Raw genomic sequence first — 22,009 nt, forward strand, 5'->3', positions numbered from 1 at the left:
TCAAAATCCGGTTCCTCAAGAGCGACATGGCGCCGTGCGAAATGCGACGGGGTGTGCCGTTCCTGAATGTCTTCAAAACGCCATTGCTTGGCGCAGTCTGCACATGCAGCATCTGGCCAAGTGGATAGCATCGCGCCAACCGCAGGACGGACAGTCCGTCATGGCGATACGATAGAGCAAGGGTCTTCCGGTCATGGACCAGTCGAGCGAAGCGCCTCTGGGCGACATGGGCAGCACGGGCGCGGAGGATGCCGCGGCTCCTTCCCGGCGCGGGCGCGGCGAGGGACGCGGTGCTGCGGCCCGACGGGCCATGCGCTCTGGCGGCGGCCCAGGTGCCTCGAGCCCCTACATCCAGCGGCGCATCCGCGAGTATGAAGTGCTCGACGAGGAAGGGCTCGCACTCATCGAATCGAACGCCGATATCGTGCTCGATGAAGTCGGCATCGAGTTTCGCGATGACGCGGAGGCGCTCGCGCTCTGGAAGGATGCCGGATGCGACATCCGCGGCGAGCGCGTGCATTTTCCGAAAGGATTGTGCCGCGAATTGCTGAAGACGGCGCCCGCCACCTTCACGCAGCATGCCCGCAACGGCGCGCGCTCGGTCCAGATCGGCGGCAAGGCCACCGTCTTCGCACCGGTCTACGGTCCGCCTTTCGTGCGTGACCTGGAAGGCGTGCGCCGCTATGCGACGATCGAGGATTTCCGCAATTTCGTGAAGCTCGCCTACATGGCGCCCTCGCTGCACCATTCGGGTGGCACGGTCTGCGAGCCGGTCGATATCCCCGTCAACAAGCGCCATCTGGACATGGTCTACAGCCATATCCGCTATTCCGACAAACCCTTCATGGGATCGGTCACTGCGCCCGAACGGGCGGAAGACACGGTCGAGATGTGCAAGATCCTGTTCGGCGCGGATTTCGTCGATCAGAACTGCGTCGTCATCAATCTGATCAACGCCAACTCGCCGATGGTCTTTGACGAGACGATGCTGGGTGCCGCCAAGGTCTACGCGCGCAACAACCAGGCGACGGTCATCTCGCCCTTTATCCTGGCTGGCGCCATGAGCCCCGTGACCGTTGCCGGCACGTTGACGCAGGTTCTGGCCGAAGTTCTCGCCGGTGCCGCTTTTACGCAGCTGATCAGGCCGGGCGCGCCGGTCGTGTTCGGAACGTTCGCCGCGTCCATTTCGATGCAGTCCGGTGCGCCTACATTCGGAACGCCGGAACCGTCGCTCGTCTCCTACGGTGCGGCCCAGCTGGCGCGCAGGCTCAATCTGCCGTTCCGCACGGGCGGCTCGCTCTGCGGCTCCAAGGTCGCCGACGCGCAGGCTGCGCATGAAAGCGCGAATACCTTGAACACGACGCTTCTGGCCGGCACCAATTTCGTGCTCCATGCCGCCGGCTGGCTCGAAGGCGGGCTCGTCTCGTCCTACGAGAAGTTCATGATCGATATCGACCAGCTCGGCATGATGCAGCGCATGGCCGAAGGCGTCGATCTTTCCGAAAGCGGCCAGGCGATGGATGCCATTCGCGAAGTTGGCCCAGGCAGCCACTATCTCGGCTGCGCGCACACCCAAGCCAATTTCCAGACCGCGTTCTACCGATCGAACCTGGCCGACAACAATTCCTACGAGCAGTGGCTGGCCGAGGGCGAGAAGCGGATCGAAACGCGCGCCAACGCGCTCTGCCGGTCCTGGCTCCAGAACTACCAGGCACCGGAACTCGACGCCGGCATCGACGAGGCACTGCTCGCCTTCGTTCGCCAGCGCAAGGAATCGATGCCCGATGCCTTCACCTGAAAGGCTCCCGTCGCCAGGGAGCAAGGTGGTCAAGAAACCGTCAGTCATCTGATCCACAAAGCCGTCTGGCGATCCTTGATGCAGGGGTAAACTCAGCGGAAAAAGCTGCATCGGGGCTTCGTCCATTGACGGGGCCAGGATGGGGGATGAGCATTTGCCCGATGGTCGATGGACATCGAGTCTTCTGCCGTTGCATTGGCCGAGGCTCGTCGTGGCACGCAGCACCCCAATCCTCCTCATCTTGAGCCTGTCGAAGGACGAGGAGGCCCGGAAATTCGCGCCACTCAGCCTTTGCGGCGGCCGCCGCGGCGTTCGCGCTGGGGTGTGTCTTCGCCGGTGCCGGCGGTCTTGTTGCGGAACGGGCCGACCTTTTCCACGATTGCTTCCAGGCTCGGCTTCTCGCCCTTCTTGTGGGTGTCGATCGCCTCGCGCATCGCCTTCAAGTGATCGCAGGCCGTGCCGCAGCAGCCGCCGATGATTGTGGCGCCGGCATCGACGGCCAGTCTGGCGTATTCGGCCATCAGTGGCGGCGTACCCGAGTAATAGATTTCCGAGCCGCGGAATTCCGGGATGCCGCAATTGCCTTTGACGATGATCGCGGCGCCGGGCTTGGCGGCTGTCATGTCGAGCAGGGAGGACAGGATGTCGGATGCGCCGACGCCGCAATTGGCACCGACGGCAACGGGCTTTTCGCTGACATCGCCTTCGAGGCCGTGGATGTCCTTGGGGTGAATGCCCATCATGGTCTTGCCGGCCGTGTCGAAGGAGGCCGTGTAGGTGTAGGGCATGCCGACCTTGTTGGCAGCCTCGCAGGCAGCCTTGATTTCGTCGCCCGACGACATGGTCTCGATCCAGGCGACGTCGGCGCCGCCGGCTTTCAAGCCTTCCATCTGCTCGACGAAGGCTTCGACGGCTGCTTCGTAGGACAGCGCGCCAAGCGGGATCAGGAGTTCGCCCGTCGGGCCCACCGAACCGGCAACGATCACCTTGCGCGGAGCCGCATCGGCGATTTCGCGCGCGATTTCGGCGGCACGCTTGTTCAGGTCGAACACCCGGTCCTGGGCGTGGTGCAGCTTGAGACGGTGGCGGGTGCCGCCGAAGGAATTGGTAAGAATGATATCCGAGCCGGCATCAACGAAGTCGCGGTGCAGCTTCCGGATCTTCTCCGGCTGGTCCTCGTTCCACAGCTCAGGCGCGTCTCCTGCTTCCAGGCCCATGGCGAAGAGATTGGTGCCGGTTGCGCCGTCGGCGAGCAGAACGCCTTTTTCAGCGATGAGATCGGCGAGCGGGTTGGCAACGGGCATGGAGACATCCTGACGATTTGCGAAAGACATGTAACGATATAAAGATGTCTTTATGTCATTGCAATCGTCAATCTCGGCGCGATGCTAATCGGCCTTTGAGAGCGACGCGTCGATCCTGGCTTTCGCTTCCGGGCTGACCCAATCCGCCCAGATCGCCTCATTCTCGCGCAAAAAGGCCGTTGCGGTTGCCTCGCCGTCGAGATCGTTGTCGGCCATGTAGGCGAGCACGTTGCTCAAGACCTCGTTGCCGAGCGAGCGCGTGCGCAAGTAGTTGAGAGCGCCATTGCCGCGCCGCATGAACTGGTCGGTGACGACCGTGTAGACCTCCGAGCGCGGCCAGGATGTGATGCGCGGTGCCGGGCATTCCGGATCGGTCGTACAGCCATGCCATTCGGCATCGTTGTAGGGCGCATCGAAATTCAGCTTCACCATATCATAGCGCCCGAGTGCCGCCGTGGGCGCCCAGTAATATCCGAGCCAGCCGCGCTGTTCGGCGAAGGCTTCGGCGATCGACGCTTCCAACGCATCGCCATTGTCCGACGGCAGCAGTTCGAAGCCCTTGTCGGAAGCCTGATAGGCCTGAAACAGATTGGCCGTCGTGACTTCGCAGCTCCAGCCTTCCGGGCAGGTGTGGACTGCACCCATGCCGTCATTGTCGGGCGAGGGGAAGAGATCGGGGCGCTTCAGCGCGTCGGCGACTGTCTTGATGTCGGGATGGGCCTCGGCGACATAGGCGGGTATCCACCAGCCTTCCACGCCGCCATCGGCGAAGGCTGGCGCCATGTAATGGAGGTCCCGAGAGGCAACCGCCTCGTCGAGCGTCTCTCGGGCCGAATTGATCCAGGTTTCCGGCGAAATGTCGGGTGAGCCCTCTTCGACCATTCTGGTCAGCGTCGACAGGGTGTCTCCCTTGATCAGGCTGATGTCGCAGCCATAGCCGTCAGCGAGAATGATCGCATCGAGATGGGCGAAGAAGGCGGCGGACGGCCAGTTGAGCTCTGCGATCGACACCTCGCCGCAGACGGCACTCGTCGGCGCGTCGGCTGCCCGCTCCTCGGTTTCCTGCGCCTGGACGGCTGCTGCGGGAACCAAGAGGACGGTGAGCGTCAGGGACAGTCGCAAATGTCTCATTGGATCATTTTCTACCCGGCTTCCGATCGCCTCCATCGACGTCGCTAGAGGGCATCCTTGCTCATCACTGTAACGTACTTTGGCACGGCTCTGTGCCTTTTTCGCGACATAGCTGTTGCGTGGAGCGGCCCGACGCATGACAAGTGCGATTGGAGTTGGCGAGGAGTTCGAACTGTCGATGGCTGTTGGTAAAAGGCGCGCGGATGCGCCGAAGGGCAGGGCGCTGGATGAAGCGGCACTGCTTGATGTGGAAAATCTGCTCGCCGGGCAGACGCTGGTCCGCGATAGGCTCATCGAATATCTGCATGTCATCCAGGATGCCCATGGCTGTCTGCCGGCGTCCCACATTCAGGCGCTCGCCGAGCTCATGCGTCTGTCGCAGGTTGAGGTCTATGAAGTCGCCTCCTTCTACGACCATTTCGATGTGGTGCGCGAAGGCGAGCCGCGACCAGCGCCGCTGACGATCCGCATCTGCGACAGTCTTTCCTGCATGATGGCCGGCGCGGAAGCGCTACTTGAGGCGACGCGACAGGCGGTCGACGGCCGTTTTGTGCGGGTTGTGCGCGCTCCCTGCATGGGGCGCTGCGCGACGGCGCCCGCCGCTCGCATCGGCGATCGAGAGGTGGATCACGCCACCGCAGACGGCCTGAAGACCATGGCGGACGAGGGCGCGATCGATGCGCTTCAGCCGGATTACATCGGCCTTCACGCCTATCGGGAATTCGGCGGCTATGCCCTTTTGGAGCGGGTGCGCTCGCGCGAACTTAGCGCCGAAGCCGTGATGAACGAATTGGCCGATGCCAAGCTTCGGGGACTTGGCGGCGCGGGTTTCGAGGCGGCCAAGAAATGGTCGATCGTGAAAGGGTATCCCGGCCCGCGTCTGATGACGATCAATGGTGACGAGGGCGAGCCCGGCACCTTCAAGGACCGGTTCTATCTGGAAAGCGATCCGCATCGCACTTTCGAGGGCGCACTGATCGCTGCGCATGTCGTCGAAGCGGAGCGCATCTATCTTTACATGCGCGACGAATATCCGGCGGTGCTCGCCATCCTGCGCCGCGAGATCGCCGCGCTCGAGGAGGCGGGGATCATCGAGCGCGGTTTCATCGAGCTCAGGCGTGGTGCCGGCGCCTACATCTGCGGCGAAGAAAGCGCGATGATCGAATCGATCGAGGGCAAGCGCGGCATGCCGCGGCACCGGCCGCCCTATATCGCCGAGAAAGGGCTGTTCGGCCGCCCGACGCTCAACCACAATGTCGAAACGCTCTGGTGGGTGCGCGATATCGTGGAGAAGGGTGGCGAGTGGTTCGCCGCGCAAGGCAAGCCGGATCACCCGGGCCTGCGCTCATGGTCCGTCTCGGGCCGGGTCAAGCATCCCGGCGTCAAGCTTGCACCGGCCGGCATAACCGTGCGCGAACTGATCGACGAGCATTGCGGCGGCATGGCCGAGGGGCACCGTTTCAAGGCCTACCTGCCGGGTGGCGCCTCCGGCGGCATCCTGCCTGCCTCAATGGACGACGTGCCTCTGGATTTCGGTGGCGCACTCGCGAAGCTCGGCGGTTTCGTCGGCAGCCATGCGGTCGTCATCCTGTCCGACCAGGACGACATCAAGGCGGCCACCATCAACCTCCTCGAGTTTTTCAAGCACGAGAGCTGCGGCCAGTGCACGCCATGCCGGTCCGGCACGGAGAAGATGGTGGAGCTCCTTAAGCGTCCCTGCCATCTGGATGAAGAGACGCTGCGCGACCTCGAATCCGTGATGCGCGATGCCTCCATCTGCGGGCTGGGGCAAGCGGCGCCAAACCCGGTGAACCATCTTCTGACGCATTTTCGAGAGGATCTGGGGTGAGCGACGAAGCCTTCAGGATACTCTTCACAGCCTGGGCCGCGCTCGCTGTGGCTATTGCCGCGCCCGGCCCCAACCTTGTTGCCGCCGCCTCCACCGCGCTCGGAAACGGGCGCGCTATCGGCTTCTATACGGCGGTGGGAATTGCGACGGGGTCTTTCCTTTGGTCGCTCGCTTCAGGTTTCGGGTTGTCCGTGGTCTTCGCACTCTACCCACCTTTGCTGCTGGTGCTGAAGATCGGTGGCGGCCTGTATCTTCTTTATCTCGGCGTGCGCGGTTTGTTGGCGGCATGGCGCAATGTCCCCGGCGCCATTCGGCCTGATGGCAGAGCGCTTTTGCCCGCCGCAGCGTTTCGCCGTGGGCTAACCGTTTGCCTGCTCAACCCGAAATCGGCGCTCTTCTGGGCGTCGATCTCAACATTCGTGCTGTCGTCCGGCGCGTCGAAGGGCGTGATCCTCGGCTTCTGCATCGTGGCGGGGCTCACCTCCGCCAGCATTTACGGCGCTTATGTCTTCGTCTTCTCATCAAAAGCCTTAATGGGCACCTACAAGCGACTGATGCGGTGGTTCGAAGCCGCCTTCGGCGCATTCTTCTGTCTCGTTGGCGGACAACTGCTTCTGTCACGCTGAGATCTTTCGAACGGAGCCTGTCCCATGTCGAAAACAATCCGGTTCATGCTCGACGGCAAGGCGGTTGAGGCCGCCGAAGGCGAGACGATCTGGCAGGTGGCAAAGCGCGAAGGCACGCGCATCCCCCATCTCTGCCATCTGGACAAGGTCGGCTACCGGCCGGACGGCAATTGCCGGGCGTGCATGGTGGAGATCGATGGCGAGCGCACGCTTGCCGCGTCCTGCATCCGGAAGCCGACCGAAGGCATGGAGGTGAAGACCCAGACGGAGAGGGCCGACAAAGCTAGGCGCATGGTTTTCGAAATGCTCGCCGCCGACATGCCTGCACAAGATGCCGGCCCAGACGACCAGTCATCCTTCTGGCAGTGGGCGGGATCGATGGGCATCTCCGGCTCTGATCGCCTGCGCTCGAAATTCGACCACCAAACCACCGAACTGCTGCACGACGTGTCGAATCCGGCCATCGCGGTCAATCTCGACGCCTGCATTGCCTGCAACGCCTGCGTACGCGCCTGTCGCGAGGTGCAGGTGAACGACGTGATCGGCATGGCCGAACGCGGCAGCCACATGGTTCCTGTCTTCGACATCCACGACCCGATGGGGCTTTCCACCTGCGTTACATGCGGCGAATGCGTCGAAGCGTGTCCGACGGGTGCGCTTTATGAAAAATCCCTGATGGACGCCGATGCCCGCACGCGGACCGTCGAGCAGTTCGACAAGGTTGTGGATTCGGTCTGCCCGTTCTGCGGCGTCGGCTGCCAGACGACGGTGCGCGTCAAGGACGACCTGATCGTCCAGGTCGATGGCCGCGACGGGCCGGCGAACGAAAACCGGCTTTGCGTCAAAGGCCGTTTCGGTTTCGATTATGTGCGCTCGCCGGACCGGCTGACGAAGCCGCTGATCCGCCGGGACGATGCGCCGAAGTGTGGCGACATCAATCTGAAGGGCGCCGACCCTCTGACTGTCTTCCGCGAAGCGACGTGGGAAGAGGCGCTCGAGCGCGCTTCTAGCGGGCTTACGAAGATCCGCGACGAGCGCGGCGGCCAGGCCATCGCCGGGTTCGGCTCGGCCAAGGGTTCGAACGAGGAAGCCTATCTCTTCCAGAAGTTCATCCGGCAGGGCTTCGGCACCAACAATGTCGATCACTGCACGCGGCTTTGCCATGCGTCCTCGGTTGCCGCGCTCATGGAAGGCGTCGGCTCAGGTGCGGTCTCGGCGCCGTTCAACGACGCGCTGAAAGCCGATTGCATCATCGTCATCGGCGCGCGCCCGACAACGAACCACCCCGTTGCCGCGACCTATTTCAAGCAGGCCGCCAAACAGGGTCGCAAGCTCGTCGTCATCGATCCGCGCAAGCAGGACCTGATGCGTCATGCGAGCCATTCGCTGGTCTTCAAGCCCGGCACGGACGTCGCGCTTCTCAACGCGATGCTCAATGTCATCATCACCGAGCGGCTCTATGACGAGCAATATATCCAAGCCAATGTCAGTGGCTTCGAAGCGCTGAAGGAGAAGGTGAAGGACTTCACGCCCGAGGCAATGGAGCCCGTCTGCGCGGTGCCGGCGGCGACCATTCGCGACGTGGCGCGGCTTTATGCCAAGTCGGAACGCTCGATCATCTTCTGGGGCATGGGCATCTCGCAGCACACGCACGGCACCGACAACTCGCGCTGCCTGATCGCGATGGCGCTGATCACCGGCCAGATCGGCCGACCCGGCACGGGGCTGCATCCGCTGCGCGGCCAGAACAACGTGCAGGGCGCCTCCGACGCCGGTCTCATCCCGATGGTTTATCCCGATTACCGTTCGGTGGAAGATGCCGATATCCGGGCCGAATTCGAAGATCTCTACGGCCGGCCGCTCGATGCCAAGCGCGGCTTGACCGTCGTGGAGATCATGGACGCGATCCATGATGGCGAGATCAGCGGCATGTATGTGATGGGTGAAAACCCGGCCATGTCGGACCCGGATCAGATCCATGCACGCGCGGCGCTCGCCAAGCTCGATCATCTGGTGGTGCAGGACATCTTCCTCACCGAAACCGCCTGGCACGCCGATGTCGTGCTGCCGGCTTCCGCGCATGCCGAGAAGCTCGGCACCTATACCAACACGAACCGGCAGGTTCAACTTGGCCGGCCGGCCATTTCTTTGCCGGGCGACGCGCGGCAGGATTGGGAGATCATCCAGGATCTCGCCAGGGCGTGCGGTCTCGACTGGCATTATGGCCATGTCTCGGAGGTTTACACCGAGATGGCTTCCGTCATGCCGTCGCTTAAGAACATCAGCTGGGATCGTGTCGAACGCGAAGGCTCCGTGACCTACCCGGCCGATGGTCCGGATGTTCCTGGCAACGAGATCATCTTCGTCAACGGTTTCCCGACCAGGGATCGACGCGGCAAGATCGTGCCGGCCGATCTTTTGCCGCCGGACGAAGTTCCAGACGAGGACTATCCTCTCGTGCTGACCACTGGGCGGCTGCTTGAACACTGGCACACCGGTGCCATGACGCGGCGCGCCGGCGTGCTCGATGCGATCGAGCCGGAAGGCATCGCCTCGATGAACCCGCGCGAAATCGAGCGGCGGGGCATGCGACAGGGCATAATGGTGAAGGTGGAGACGCGTCGGGGAACGGTTGAAGCGCTTCTTCGCGCCGACCGGGAAGTCGCAGATGGTATGATCTTCATGCCGTTCTGCTTCAACGAAAGTCCGGCCAACGTTTTGACGAATCCGCAGTTGGATCCGTTCGGCAAAATCCCGGAGTTCAAATATTGTGCCGCGCGCATAGGCCTTGCGGATACTGAAACAGCGGCTCTTGGCGAGAATCGAGGCAGTTCGTCGTTAACGAAAGAATTGCCCAATTCATAATCGCTTAATCTCTAAATAACCCTCCGGTAACGATATCCGCGTAAGACTTCACGTGCGGGGGATAAACGCCGCCGAAGCTCCGGAAAAGGTCTCGCGTCCCGGAGCGGCCCGCCCTTTAGCGCCTCCAGTTACAAAAACAGCCGCGCCTGCACGAAGCAGGCGCGGCTGTTTTTGTTTGACCTTCCGGTCGCCGTCAGATGTCGAAGAAGCGGTGCCGTCTCGTGTTGAACGGGCCGCACTCGATCTGGTGACGCAGCACAAAATCGTGGGGACGTGCAGATGCGGCAGGGCGATTGGCCCCGGCAAAGCGGCGACGCAGATTGTTCAGGAAGTCACGCATGCAATTCACTCTTGAGGGCTGGAAACGCGTGCACCGCATATAAGCTTGTCGCCGCGTCGCCGCCGACATGCCAGCGCCACTAAATGTCGCAAAAATGATTGTTGGGGGAATGCCCGGCTCGTCGACCAAACTGCACCATGACGGCGGCGTTGCCCGATGCTAGGGAAGCCCAAATGCACCGGAGACAGTCGTTTGGCAAAAGCGCTGATGTTGCAAGGAACCGGCTCGGATGTCGGCAAGACCGTTCTGGTGGCGGGGCTTTGCCGGCTTGCAGCAAACCGTGGCCTCCGGGTCAGGCCGTTCAAGCCGCAGAACATGTCGAACAACGCTGCCGTCGCGGAGGATGGCGGCGAGATGGGGCGGGCGCAGTGGCTGCAGGCGCTGGCCGCCCGTACGCCACCTTCGATCCACATGAACCCGATCCTCTTGAAGCCGGAAAGCGAGACCGGTAGCCAGGTGGTCGTCCACGGGCGTGTCGTGGGCAAGGCCAGGGGCAGGGACTACCAGGCGCTGAAGCCGCGGCTGCTCGAAAAGGTGATGGAGAGCTTTGCGCGTCTCAAGCAGGATTGCGATCTTGTCCTCGTCGAAGGCGCTGGTTCGCCGGCCGAAATCAATCTGCGCGCCGGCGATATCGCCAATATGGGGTTTGCGACGAAGGCCGGCGTGCCGGTCGTGCTCGTCGGCGACATCGACCGGGGCGGTGTGATCGCCTCGCTCGTCGGGACGCATCACATCCTGCCGGAGGAAGACCGGCGCATGATCTGCGGCTATCTGATCAACAAGTTTCGCGGTGATGTCAGTCTCTTCGACGAGGGGCTGGCGGCGATCACGCGGTTCACCGGCTGGCAAAGCTTCGGTGTCGTCCCTTGGCTGGCCGAGACGGCCCGATTGCCGGCCGAGGATTCCGTGGCGCTCGAGCGATTGGCGGCGGGATCGGCGCGGGCGCTGAAGGTTGCCGTACCCGTTCTGTCGCGGATCGCGAATTTCGACGATCTCGATCCGCTTGCGGCAGAGCCTGAGATCGACCTTGTCTATGTGCGCAACGGCGAACGCTTGCCTGACGATGCCGGCCTGATCGTGATCCCCGGCTCGAAATCAACCATCGGCGATCTGGCCGCTTTCCGGGCAAACGGGTGGGATCTCGATCTTGCGCGTCATGTGCGCCGCGGCGGGCACGTGGTCGGCATTTGCGGCGGATACCAGATGCTGGGTCGCAGCGTTGCCGATCCGCTTGGGCTCGAAGGCGCACCATCGCGCGTCGATGGGCTCGGGTTGCTCGACGTCGATACGGTGATGGCGCCCGATAAGGTCGTCCGAAATGTCTCCGCTCATTCGACGGTATTCGATGAGCCGTTACAGGGATATGAAATCCATCTCGGCGTCAGCGAGGGACCGGATGCGGCCCGCGCGCCGGTCACGATCGACGAGCGACCGGATGGCGCCACGACCGCCGATGGGCGTGTGATGGGCACCTATCTGCATGGGCTATTCGCAGCCGACGGGTTCCGCCGCGCCTATCTCGCTGCACTCGGAGTTAGAGCCGTAGCAGACAGTTATGCGCAAGGCGTCGACGCCGCTCTCGACGCCATCGCCGCGCGGCTGGAACAGGTACTCGATGTCGACGGGCTTCTCGGTTCGGCCGCGTCTGTCTGATGCGCGGAGGCTCGAACGCGATTGACACCGATCGGGCGCCACGCCTATCTCTAGTGCATCGAAAGGTTTCCTGAGCGCCATTGGCGTTCGGGGATGAAAAGGGAATGCGAGGGGTGGACCCAATTCGGGCGCCTTGATCGCAGCCGACCCCGCGACTGTAGAGTGGCGAGGCTTTCCCATCCGGCGATTGCGTCTCGTTGGTCGATGCCCGGCATGGTGCAGGGCAGGCCATCGATGGGCAATCACTGGAAAAGCCACTGGAGTGGCGACTGCGCAGAACCACGGCTGGACGCCTCCTGTCTACGAATCGTCCGCCGGCGCAGCCGCCGCAAGCTCCGGGAAGGTGAGGGACAAGCCGTTGCACCGGACCTTCGGGTCCGGTGCTGCAGCCACGAGCCAGGAGACCTGCCTGTCGACATCGAACCTAGAGGGACGGGGTGTTCCGCTCTTGGCCAACAGTCTCGTTGCCGGGGGACCGGTCTATGGGGGAGACTGCGCGGTCAGGCGAACACGCCGTTCAGAGGCCTTTATGGCCTATCTGACACGGGAGTTGTCTTCATGATCGTCTTCAAGCGCGGCGTAGCAGCCGCATTCTTTACTGTGCTTGCCTCGTCTGCCTACGCCCATCATCCAATGGGCGGCGAGACGCCCTCAACCTTCTCTGCAGGTCTTTTGTCCGGCATCGGGCATCCGATCATCGGGCTCGACCATCTGGCGTTCATCATCGCCGTCGGTATTGCGGCCACGCTCACGCGCCATCGCTTTGCCATGCCGCTTTTCTTCATCGGCGCGACTGTTCTCGGCACGCTTGTTCACCTCGCAGCGCTGGGTCTCCCTTTCGTGGAAGTCATGGTCGCGCTGTCGGTCGCGGTGCTCGGCATCATGCTGCTTTCGGGCCGCGCTTATGCTCCGGCCGCCTACGCTGCCGTCTTTGCGCTGGCCGGCCTGTTTCATGGTCACGCCTATGGCGAAGCCGTGTTCGGAGCCGAGACGACACCGGTGCTCGCCTATCTCGCCGGCTTTGCAGCCACGCAGTACCTGATCGCGATCGGTGCTGGCCTCGCCGCGACGGCACTGTTCGCCACCGGCCGGACTGCCGACAACGTCGCCTTGCGGATCTCGGGCGGCGTCGTTGCAGGCGTCGGTGCCTTGCTCGTCGGCGAGCATCTGCTTGCCGCCATCGGTCTTGCCTGACCACATGGCGGAACAGCGCAACGGGGCGGTCTTCGTCCTTGGCGGAGCCCGCTCCGGCAAATCGGCCTATGCCGAAAAGCTGGCGCGGGAAACCGGCCTTCCGCGCCACTACGTCGCGACGGCGCAGGCCTTCGACGACGAGATGCGGGCGAGGATCGCGCGGCACAGGGTCGATCGTGGCGCGGACTGGGTAACCCATGATTGCCCGCTTTCGCTCACCGGGGTCCTGCGCGAGCACATCCGGCCGGACCGCGTCGTGCTGGTGGATTGCCTGACGCTTTGGGTCACCAATCTGATGATGGAGGAGCAGGGCGATGCCGCGATGGACGCTGCTTTCGACGATCTCGTCTCGCTCCTCGCCAGCCCGCCCGGTCGCGTGATCCTCGTCTCCAACGAGGTCGGCCTCGGCATCGTGCCGGAAAATTCCATGGCGCGCGCCTTTCGCGATCACGCAGGGCGCCTGCACCAGAAAATCGCTGCGGTCGCAGGCGAAGTCTACTTCGTCGCCGCCGGCCTGCCGCTCAAAATGAAGGGTTAGCTCCCATGCAATCGAAGATACCGGCAACGGTGATCACCGGCTTTCTCGGCGCCGGCAAGACGACGATCATTCGCAACCTGCTGATGAACGCGCAAGGCCGCCGCATCGCGCTTATCATCAATGAATTCGGCGATCTGGGCGTCGATGGCGACGTGCTCAAGGGCTGCGGTGCAGAAACCTGTAGCGAAGACGACATCGTGGAACTGACAAATGGCTGCATCTGCTGCACGGTCGCCGACGATTTCATCCCGACGATGGAAAAGCTTCTGGAACGGGACCGGCTGCCGGATCACATCGTCATCGAAACCTCCGGCCTCGCGCTGCCGCAACCGCTCGTCAATGCCTTCAACTGGCCGGGCATCAAGGAGCGGGTGACGGTCGATGGCGTCGTCACCGTCGTCGACAGCGCAGCGGTTGCAGCCGGGCGCTTCGCCGATGACGAGGACCGCGTCGATGCGCTCCGTGCCGCCGACGAGAGCCTCGATCACGAAAGCCCGCTGGAGGAGCTTTTCGAGGATCAACTGACTGCGGCCGACCTCATCATCCTGAACAAAAGCGATCTCGTCGATGCGGCGGGTCTCAGCGCTGTGCGCAACGATGTGGCGGCGCGCACCAGCCGCAAGCCGCAGATGATCGAAGCATCCGGTGGCGAGGTATCGGCGGCTGTCCTGCTCGGTCTCGGCGTCGGCACCGAAAGCGATATCGCCAATCGCCGATCCCATCACGAGATCGAGCATGAGAATGGCGAGGAGCACGATCACGACGATTTCGAAAGCTTCGTCGTCGATCTGGGCGGTGTCGCTGCACCCGATCGCTTTTCGAAAGCGCTGAGGGACATCATCGCCACCCACGACATTTTGCGGCTCAAAGGCTTCGCAGATGTCGCAGGTAAGCCCATGCGGCTTGTGGTGCAGGCGGTCGGGAGCCGCGTCGACAGCTATTTCGACCGCGCCTGGAAGCCAGGAGAGGAGCGCGGGACACGCCTCGTCGTGATCGGACTTCACGATGGACTCGACGAGGCGGCGATCACCGCAGCCCTGCAGGATGCCGCGCGATGACATCAAAACGTCGATCACGCTGTGTCGGCTGCAGGCGACGGCGGCCATGCACCTCCTTTTGAGCCAGAAGGGATCGATCGCCGACGCAGACGAGGCGATCGATCTCGGCCAGACGCCGGGCGACATCCTGTTCCTGTCGGCTGCCGATACGGAGCTGGCGGCAATCGCTTCTGCCAAGGCCGCCGGCGGGGCCTCTCACCGCTCGGTCCGCGTCGCCAGCCTCATGACGCTGAAGCATCCGATGTCGGTCGATACCTATATAGAGCGCACGGCGCGCCATGCGCGGCTGATCATCGTGCGCGCGCTCGGCGGCGCCAGCTATTTCGCCTATGTGCTCGATGCACTGCTGGCGACGGCGGCGCGCGAGGGCATCGCGCTCGTTGTTCTGCCGGGTGACGACAAAGCTGATCCCGGTCTCGATCGCTATTCGACCGTTGCCCCGGCGGACCGGAACGCGCTCTGGGCGTTCCTCAGTGAAGGCGGAGCCGATAACGCACGCGGCTTGCTCGATTACGCCGCAGCGATGGTGGATGGTGCGCCGAGACCGGGCGAGGCGGTTCCGCTCATGCGTGCGGGGGTGTGGCTGGCTCCGGTCTCCCCGTATCCCGAGCCTGTCGAGGGGACAGGGAAACGGGGCATCGCGGCCATCGTATTTTACCGCGCACTTGTCCAAAGCGGGCAGACGGCGCCGGTGAAAGCCTTGGTCGACGCGCTGGCAGCTCGAGGCTTCGCCGTCACGCCGCTTTACGTCTCCAGCCTCAAAGACCCCGTTTCGATCGCTGCCGTCGAACGAAGCTTTGCCGAGGCGCCGCCGGACGTCGTCATTAATGCCACCGGTTTCGCCGTCTCGGCGCCGGGCGGTGAAACCAAAGGGACCGTGCTGGAATCAACCGGCGCCCCGGTGCTTCAGGTGGTGTTCTCCGGGTCGGCGCGATCTGCGTGGGAAGCGTCGGCGCAAGGGCTGTCGGCACGCGATCTTGCAATGCATGTGGCGTTGCCTGAAGTAGACGGGCGGGTCCTGTCGCGTGCCGTCTCGTTCAAATCGGCCGAGCGGTACGATGAGACGGTCGAGGCGAATATCGTCGCGCACGAGCCTTTGGCAGACCGCATCGATTTTGTGGCCGACCTTGCTGTGAACTGGGCGCGCTTGCGCCGAACTGCACCCTCCGACCGCCGCGTCGCGATCGTGCTCGCCAATTATCCGAACCGTGACGGGCGGCTGGGCAACGGCGTCGGCCTGGATACGCCGGCCGGCACCATCGAAGTGCTGAAGGCGATGCAAGGCGCGGGCTATGTGGTCGACGATCTGCCTGCCGATGGCGATGCGTTGATCACCGCGCTGATGGCCGGGCCGACCAATGCCGCCGTCGATGCCCGCGAAATTCGCGAGACGATGGCGCTCAATGATTACAAGGCGTTCTTCGCAACACTTCCCGCATCGATTCAGGAAGAGGTGGTCGCCCGCTGGGGTGCACTGGAGCAGGGCCCGTTCATCCTTGGCGACCGCTTCGCGCTGCCGCTGATGCGGTTCGGCGAGACGGTCGTCGGCATCCAGCCTGCGCGCGGCTATAACATCGATCCGAAGGAAACCTACCACGCGCCCGATCTCGTGCCGCCGCATGGATACATCGCCTTCTATGCCTGGCTGCTTACGGTCTATGGCGCCCATGCCATCGTCCACATGGGAAAGCACGGCAATCTCGAATGGCTGCCCGGCAAGGCGCTGGCGCTTTCGGACCGGTGCTATCCGGAAGCCGTGTTCGGGCCGACGCCCCATGTCTACCCGTTCATCGTCAATGATCCAGGCGAGGGGACGCAGGCCAAGCGCCGCTCGTCTGCGGTGATCATCGATCATCTGACCCCGCCGCTGACGCGCGCCGAGAGTTACGGGCCGTTGAAGGATCTGGAGGCGCTGGTCGACGAATATTACCAGGCGCTCGGCACCGATCCACGCCGGATCAGGCTTCTCAAACGCCAGATTCTCGATCTCGTACGCGATATCGGCCTCGACCATGACGCCGGCATCGCAAACGGCGACGGCGACGACGCGGCGCTGGAAAAGCTCGACGCCTATCTGTGCGACCTGAAGGAAATGCAGATCCGGGATGGGCTGCATGTGTTTGGCGTCGCGCCTGAGGGTCGGCTTTTGACGGACCTGACGGTTGCTCTGGCGCGCGTGCCACGCGCTCAGGGTGAAGGCGGTGATCAAAGCCTGCAGCGGGCGATCGCGTTGGATGCTGTTCTCGAATTCGACCCGCTCGATTGCGACATGGCCGAAGTCTGGAAAGGCTCGAAGCCAACAATTCTTGCCGATCTAACGCCCGATCCCTGGCGCACCGCCGGCGATACCGTCGAGCGCATCGAGCTACTGGCGGCGAGGCTCGTGCGCGGTGAAGTCAACTGCCTGGCCGATTGGACGGCGACCCGAGCCGTTCTTCAGGAGCTCGAGACAAGATTGAAGCCGTCCATTGTCGCATCGGGGCCGGCCGAAATCGCCGGCACGCTTGCGGCGCTTGACGGGCGGTTCGTGCCGCCCGGACCATCCGGAGCGCCGACGCGGGGACGGCCGGACGTTCTGCCGACCGGGCGAAACTTCTATTCGGTCGACAGCCGCGCCGTGCCGACGCCGGCCGCCTGGGAGCTTGGCCGCAAGTCGGCGGAGCTCCTGATCACGCGCTATGCGCAGGACCATGGCGATTGGCCGACCTCGCTCGGCATCACCGCCTGGGGCACGTCCAACATGCGCACTGGCGGCGACGACATTGCCCAGGCGCTGGCGCTCATCGGCGTGAAACCCGTGTGGGACCACGCGTCGCGCCGAGTAACCGGCTACGAGATCATTCCACCGGCGATGCTCGGGCGGCCGCGGGTCGATGTGACGCTCAGGATCTCCGGCTTCTTCCGTGATGCGTTTCCTGACCAGATCGCGCTCTTCGACAAGGCGGTCCGCGCGGTGGGCGCTTTGGATGAGGATGCGGCGGAGAACCCTATCGCGAGCCGGATGCGGGCCGAAGCCGAGGCTCTGAAGGCGCAGGGGATGGAGGAGAAAGCCGCGATGAAGCGCGCCGGCTATCGTGTCTTCGGGTCGAAACCCGGTGCCTATGGCGCGGGGCTGCAAGCGCTCATCGACGAAAAAGGCTGGGCGGAGCGTGCCGATCTCGCCGAAGCCTATCTCGTCTGGGGCTCTTATGCCTATGGGGCGCAGGCCGAAGGCATCGCGGAACGCGGCCTCTTCGAAGAGCGGCTCGGGACGGTGGAGGCGGTTGTCCAGAACCAGGACAACCGCGAGCACGACCTGCTCGATTCGGACGATTACTACCAGTTCGAAGGCGGGATGACGGCGGCGGTCGAAGCGCTGAAGGGCGCGCGCCCGGCGGTCTATCACAACGATCATTCACGGCCGGAAAAGCCGGTGATCCGCTCGCTGGAGGAAGAGATCGGCAGGGTCGTGCGCGCCCGGGTCGTCAATCCGAAATGGATCGCCGGCGTGATGCGCCATGGCTACAAGGGCGCTTTCGAGATCGCCGCGACCGTCGACTACATGTTCGCTTTTGCCGCGACGACGGGCGCGGTGCGCGACCACCACTTCGAACTCGCCTATCACGCCTTCTTGGTGGATGAAGACGTTCGGGACTTCATGCGAGAGAAGAATGCGGAGGCGCTGAAGGAAACCTCAGCCCGCTTCATGGAAGCGATCGACCGCGGCATGTGGACGCCGAAAAGCAATTCCGCCAAGTTCGATCTGGCCAAACTCATGGAGGGTGCGTCGTGACGAAGACCAGACAAGGCCGCTGCCTTTGCCGGGCCGTGCGCTTCGAAACATCGGGCGATCCGAAATGGGTGTCCTTCTGCCATTGCGAATCCTGCCGCCGGGCGCTCTCGGCTCCCGTCGCCGCCTTCGCATCGTTTTCGGAAGATCAGGTGCGTTTCACCGGCGCCGCGCCGCAGACTTTCCGCTCTTCGCCTGACGTGGAGCGTGCCTTTTGTGGGCAGTGCGGATCACCCATCTGGTACCGCCACGACGATCTTCACGGTGACTATCACCTGCTTCTCGCCGCTTTCGAGGACGACCACGACTGGCAGATCGAGAAGCATGATTTCTATGGCGAGCATCTGCCCTGGCTCGTCGTCGGCGACACGTTGCCCAAAGAGGATTGATGGAAGATGGCTGAAAAGTCCGAGAAGCTGGCCAGTTTGAGCGAAGAAGAGCTCAATGCGCGCCACGCGGAGAAGATGAAGAAGAAGAAGGCCGCGCGCGACAAGATCATCGCCACCAAGACGATCGAGAAGGGGCTGACGATCGTCCACACCGGCAAGGGCAAGGGCAAGTCGACGGCCGCATTCGGCCTCGTCTTCCGCGCGCTCGGCAACGGCATGAAGGTCGGCGTCGTGCAGTTCGTCAAAGGCAAGTGGGGAACGGGCGAGCGCAACGTGCTCGACAAGTTCCCCGAGCAGGTGACGCTCGCCACTATGGGCGAGGGCTTCACCTGGGAAACGCAGGACCGCGCACGCGACATCGCGGCCGCCCAGGCGGCATGGGAAAAGGCGAAGGCGATGATCCTCGACGACGAGCATCAGATGGTCTTATGCGACGAGCTCAACATCGTGCTGCGCTACGATTATCTCCCGCTCGATGAGATCATCGACGTGCTCAAGGCGAAGCCTGAGATGAAGCACGTGATCATCACCGGACGGAACGCCAAGGACGAACTGATCGAATTTGCCGATCTCGTCACCGAAATGGAAATGATCAAGCACCCGTTCCGATCCGGCGTCAAAGCGCAGGTCGGCATCGAGTTCTGAGCGTTTGTTCCCTCACTTCACGTAGATGTGAAACCGTCGTCGTCTTTTTCACGGAACGGGTCGGCGCATGTCACGGTTGCGTTCTCGACTTCAATCGTGACGAGGAAGATGATGAAAAGTTCCACCTATATCCGCGCCATCGCAGCTTCGACGGCTCTCGCTTTCGCCGCTCCGGTCTGGGCGCAAGTGAACGAGACCTATTACACGGGCAATGGCTCGATCCAGGTCGAAACGGTTGCATCGGGCTTCGGTCAGCCGTGGGGCATGGTTCAGTTGCCGGACGACACCTGGCTCGTCACCGAAAAGGAAGGCAACCTTCTTCTGATCGGTGCCGATGGGGCGCCGTCGGAGCCGATTTCGGGCGCGCCGGAAGTGGATGCCCGCGGCCAGGGCGGTTTGCTCGATGTTGCGCTCGATCCCGCCTTCGACGAGAACCGGTTGATCTATCTGAGCTTTGCGGAGCCTGGCCCCGACGGCACCAACTCGACTGCCGTCTTCAAGGCGCGTCTGTCTGATGACGGCACTGCGCTCGAGGAAGGCGAGGTCATCTTCTCGCAGCAGCCGAAGCTGCCGAGCACCGCGCATTACGGCTCGCGTCTGGTCTTCGACAATGACGGCCTGCTCTACGTCACGCTCGGCGAACGATCCGACGCGGAGTTCCGCGGCCAGGCGCAGGATCTCGACAGCCATCTCGGCAAGGTCGTGCGCATCAACACCGATGGCAGCGTGCCGGAGGACAACCCGTTTGTCGATCAGGCCGAAGCGCTTCCGGAAATCTTCTCCTATGGCAACCGCAACGTGCAGGCCGCAGCGCTCAACCCCGAAACCGGCGTGCTTTGGGAGATCGAACATGGCCCGCGTGGCGGCGACGAACTGAACATCATCGAGGCCGGCAACAATTATGGTTGGCCGCTGGTGACCGAAGGCGTCGAATATTCGGGCGATCCGATCAATGAAGGTGAAGCGACGATGGAAGGTGTGACCGATGCGATCCTGACCTGGACGCCGGTCATTGCGCCCTCCGGCATGATCTTCTATCAGGGCGACGCCTTCCCTGACTGGCAGGGCGACATCTTCGTCGGCGGTCTGGCCTCGACGGCGCTCGTCCATGTCGCTGTCGATGGCGACACGGCCACGGAAGAGGCGCGCTACCTGGAAGATCTGGGCCTGCGTATTCGTGACGTCGCCGAAGGGTCGGATGGGTCGATCTATGTGCTGACCGACGAAGCCAACGGGCAGATCCTGCGCATTTCGCCTGCCGACTGATCGTCTGACGGCAAATACCGAGCATCAGTGCCACCGCGTCCGCGTGGTGGCACTTCTTATTTCAATAGCCGATCAACGCCCGGATCGGATGGTCGGCATCCATCAGCAGGCGCACGGCAAGCGCGATGCACACAAGTACCAGAAGCGGGCGGATCAGCTTCGCCCCGTTCTTCATCGCGAGACCCGCGCCCACCCGCGCACCCGCAAACTGCGCCACACCCATCAAAAGCCCGATCTTCCAATGGACCACGCCCATCAGGGCGAAGACGACGAAGCCGCCGAGATTGGATGCGAAGTTCAAGAGCTTGGTGTGGGCCGTCGCCTTCAGGACGCCGAAGCCGGCGAGCGCCACGAAGGCGAGCATGAAGAACGATCCGGTCCCCGGTCCAAACAGGCCGTCATAAAAGCCGATCAGCGGAACGAGAAGCACGCCGAAGAGAGCTGGGCGCATGCGTTCGGCACGATCGACGTCGTTGAGATCCGGCTTGAAGGCGAAGTACAGCGCGATCAGGATCAGCAGTACCGGCAGCAGCGTTGCAAGCACGATTCCGGGCATCACGGTTGCCAGAAGCGCGCCTGCGCAAGCGCCGACGAACGAATAGACCGCCCAACGCCACTGCTTCTTCAGGTCGACATGGCCTTTCTTCGAGTAGGCGATCGTCGCGGAAGCCGAGCCGAACAGCGATTGCAGCTTGTTCGTGCCGAGCGATTCAACCGGCGGAACGCCCGCCAGCAGCAAGGCCGGCACGGTGATCAGCCCGCCACCGCCCGCGATGGCATCGATGAAACCTGCAAGGAATGCGGCGAGCACGAGGATCAACGTCGCTGTGGATAAGATGTCTTCCAATGGAGAATGCCGCGCCCGTGTGTTTTGATCGCCTATGGCAGAGCCTGGACGCGGCGGCAATGGTGTCGTCGGTCTGCATGCCCCGAATCGGCTTGTGCGCGCAGGCCGGTTCGTTTGTGGCGGCGCATTGGGGCGCGATCGCTTTTGCAGGCGGCCGCGGTCGATCATGAAACTGCTCCGCAATCTGGGAGTTGCGCTGACCCATCGCCGCCGGCGCAATCGACTCGCTCGCAGGCTCGATCCCAAACCGCAGATCGTGGCGCAGATGCTCCTGCTGTTTCGCACCATCCTGGCGGACGGGATCGTGCGCGAGAAGGAAATGAACGTCTTCTCCGACATCTGCGGCCGGCAGTTCGGCGTTCTGTCCGAAGAGATGACAGCGCTGCACAGCTATCTGGAGCGATGGCAGCGGCGCGACGACGCGGAAGCGCACATCGCCTCGCTGAGCCAATTGCCGATGGAGCAGCGGCGGCGTCTCGTCGACCTCATGACGGAGATCGCGTCCGTGCCTGGCGATGGAGAGGCGGAGCCCGGCGTATTCAACCGCCAAGCGCAGATATTCATTTCAGATGCCCGGACGGCCCTCGGTCTCTCGTCGCAGGAATGGCAGCCGGCACCTGCACAAAATCACCGGAAAGCCTGAGCCTTTCGTTTGACCGGGAAGGTGCGCTCGACTAGCTTCGCGGGGCACGATGGCGCCCGATCGATGGATGCGGGCTGAGAGAAAATCCGGTGAG

General features: G+C 63.1%; 17 protein-coding genes and 1 riboswitch. Of the genes, 13 read left to right on the forward strand and 4 right to left on the reverse strand.

Features of this window, described 5'->3' with window-relative positions; genetic code table 11:
- Positions 1–226 precede the first annotated feature (226 nt).
- On the forward strand, positions 227–1,798 hold the full coding sequence (locus tag D5400_RS09015; protein ID WP_126012996.1) for a trimethylamine methyltransferase family protein: 1,572 nt from the start codon (positions 227–229) through the stop codon (positions 1,796–1,798).
- A gap of 284 nt (positions 1,799–2,082) precedes the next feature.
- Here D5400_RS09015 and bmt read toward each other — a convergent pair whose 3' ends face one another.
- Positions 2,083–3,102, reverse strand: a complete 1,020-nt coding sequence (gene bmt, locus D5400_RS09020) for a betaine--homocysteine S-methyltransferase (protein WP_126009707.1) — start codon at positions 3,100–3,102, stop codon at positions 2,083–2,085.
- Between the two features lie 84 nt (positions 3,103–3,186).
- The gene (locus tag D5400_RS09025) at positions 3,187–4,233 is read right to left on the reverse strand and encodes a glycine betaine ABC transporter substrate-binding protein (protein WP_126009709.1); all 1,047 of its coding nucleotides are present in this window, start codon (positions 4,231–4,233) and stop codon (positions 3,187–3,189) included.
- A 136-nt stretch (positions 4,234–4,369) separates the two neighbouring features.
- Between D5400_RS09025 and D5400_RS09030 the strand changes: the two genes are divergently transcribed.
- From D5400_RS09030 to fdhF, 3 genes are read left to right on the forward strand one after another with little or no spacing between them, the layout of a single operon-like run.
- Positions 4,370–6,082 carry an NADH-ubiquinone oxidoreductase-F iron-sulfur binding region domain-containing protein gene (locus D5400_RS09030; RefSeq protein ID WP_205665545.1) on the forward strand — a complete coding sequence of 571 codons (1,713 nt, stop codon included), beginning with the start codon at positions 4,370–4,372 and terminating at the stop codon, positions 6,080–6,082.
- Entirely contained in the window at positions 6,079–6,708 is a 630-nt protein-coding gene (locus D5400_RS09035) for a LysE family translocator (RefSeq protein ID WP_164527832.1), read from the forward strand. Before D5400_RS09030 ends, D5400_RS09035 begins: the two co-directional genes overlap by 4 nt.
- Before the next feature lie 24 nt (positions 6,709–6,732).
- A complete protein-coding gene (gene fdhF / locus D5400_RS09040) occupies positions 6,733–9,573 on the forward strand; it encodes a formate dehydrogenase subunit alpha (protein WP_126009713.1) in 2,841 nt (946 codons plus the stop codon).
- Between the two features lie 193 nt (positions 9,574–9,766).
- Here fdhF and D5400_RS21095 read toward each other — a convergent pair whose 3' ends face one another.
- Positions 9,767–9,913 carry a hypothetical protein gene (locus D5400_RS21095; protein WP_164527833.1) on the reverse strand — a complete coding sequence of 49 codons (147 nt, stop codon included), beginning with the start codon at positions 9,911–9,913 and terminating at the stop codon, positions 9,767–9,769.
- A 192-nt stretch (positions 9,914–10,105) separates the two neighbouring features.
- Here D5400_RS21095 and D5400_RS09045 point away from each other — a divergent pair, with 192 nt between their 5' ends.
- The 8 genes from D5400_RS09045 (at position 10,106) to D5400_RS09080 (ending at position 20,425) form a co-directional block, all read left to right on the forward strand.
- A complete protein-coding gene (locus tag D5400_RS09045; RefSeq protein ID WP_126009715.1) occupies positions 10,106–11,566 on the forward strand; it encodes a cobyric acid synthase in 1,461 nt (486 codons plus the stop codon).
- Positions 11,567–11,612: 46 nt separating this feature from the next.
- Positions 11,613–11,993, forward strand: a riboswitch (cobalamin riboswitch).
- A 131-nt stretch (positions 11,994–12,124) separates the two neighbouring features.
- Complete coding sequence (locus D5400_RS09050) at positions 12,125–12,760, forward strand: HupE/UreJ family protein (protein ID WP_126009717.1); 636 nt, start codon at positions 12,125–12,127, stop codon at positions 12,758–12,760.
- 4 nt (positions 12,761–12,764) lie between these two features.
- Positions 12,765–13,298: a bifunctional adenosylcobinamide kinase/adenosylcobinamide-phosphate guanylyltransferase gene (gene cobU, locus D5400_RS09055; protein ID WP_126013002.1), complete on the forward strand. Its 534-nt coding sequence runs from the start codon at positions 12,765–12,767 to the stop codon at positions 13,296–13,298.
- A 5-nt stretch (positions 13,299–13,303) separates the two neighbouring features.
- Positions 13,304–14,356 (forward strand): cobalamin biosynthesis protein CobW, encoded by a 1,053-nt coding sequence (cobW, locus tag D5400_RS09060; RefSeq protein ID WP_126009718.1) that lies wholly within the window; start codon positions 13,304–13,306, stop codon positions 14,354–14,356.
- 46 nt (positions 14,357–14,402) lie between these two features.
- On the forward strand, positions 14,403–18,128 hold the full coding sequence (cobN, locus tag D5400_RS09065) for a cobaltochelatase subunit CobN (RefSeq protein ID WP_126009719.1): 3,726 nt from the start codon (positions 14,403–14,405) through the stop codon (positions 18,126–18,128).
- Positions 18,125–18,514 carry a GFA family protein gene (locus D5400_RS09070; protein WP_164527834.1) on the forward strand — a complete coding sequence of 130 codons (390 nt, stop codon included), beginning with the start codon at positions 18,125–18,127 and terminating at the stop codon, positions 18,512–18,514. The genes cobN and D5400_RS09070 overlap by 4 nt, the downstream gene beginning before the upstream one ends.
- A 6-nt stretch (positions 18,515–18,520) precedes the next feature.
- Entirely contained in the window at positions 18,521–19,159 is a 639-nt protein-coding gene (gene cobO / locus D5400_RS09075; RefSeq protein ID WP_126009721.1) for a cob(I)yrinic acid a,c-diamide adenosyltransferase, read from the forward strand.
- A 108-nt stretch (positions 19,160–19,267) separates the two neighbouring features.
- A complete protein-coding gene (locus tag D5400_RS09080) occupies positions 19,268–20,425 on the forward strand; it encodes a PQQ-dependent sugar dehydrogenase (protein WP_205665546.1) in 1,158 nt (385 codons plus the stop codon).
- A 61-nt stretch (positions 20,426–20,486) separates the two neighbouring features.
- On the opposite strand, the gene D5400_RS09085 is transcribed toward D5400_RS09080, so the two are convergent.
- A complete protein-coding gene (locus tag D5400_RS09085) occupies positions 20,487–21,272 on the reverse strand; it encodes a TSUP family transporter (RefSeq protein ID WP_245451490.1) in 786 nt (261 codons plus the stop codon).
- 166 nt (positions 21,273–21,438) lie between these two features.
- Here D5400_RS09085 and D5400_RS09090 point away from each other — a divergent pair, with 166 nt between their 5' ends.
- Positions 21,439–21,915 carry a tellurite resistance TerB family protein gene (locus D5400_RS09090; protein WP_164527835.1) on the forward strand — a complete coding sequence of 159 codons (477 nt, stop codon included), beginning with the start codon at positions 21,439–21,441 and terminating at the stop codon, positions 21,913–21,915.
- Positions 21,916–22,009 lie beyond the last annotated feature (94 nt).

This window comes from Georhizobium profundi, assembly GCF_003952725.1.
Lineage (GTDB): Bacteria > Pseudomonadota > Alphaproteobacteria > Rhizobiales > Rhizobiaceae > Georhizobium > Georhizobium profundi.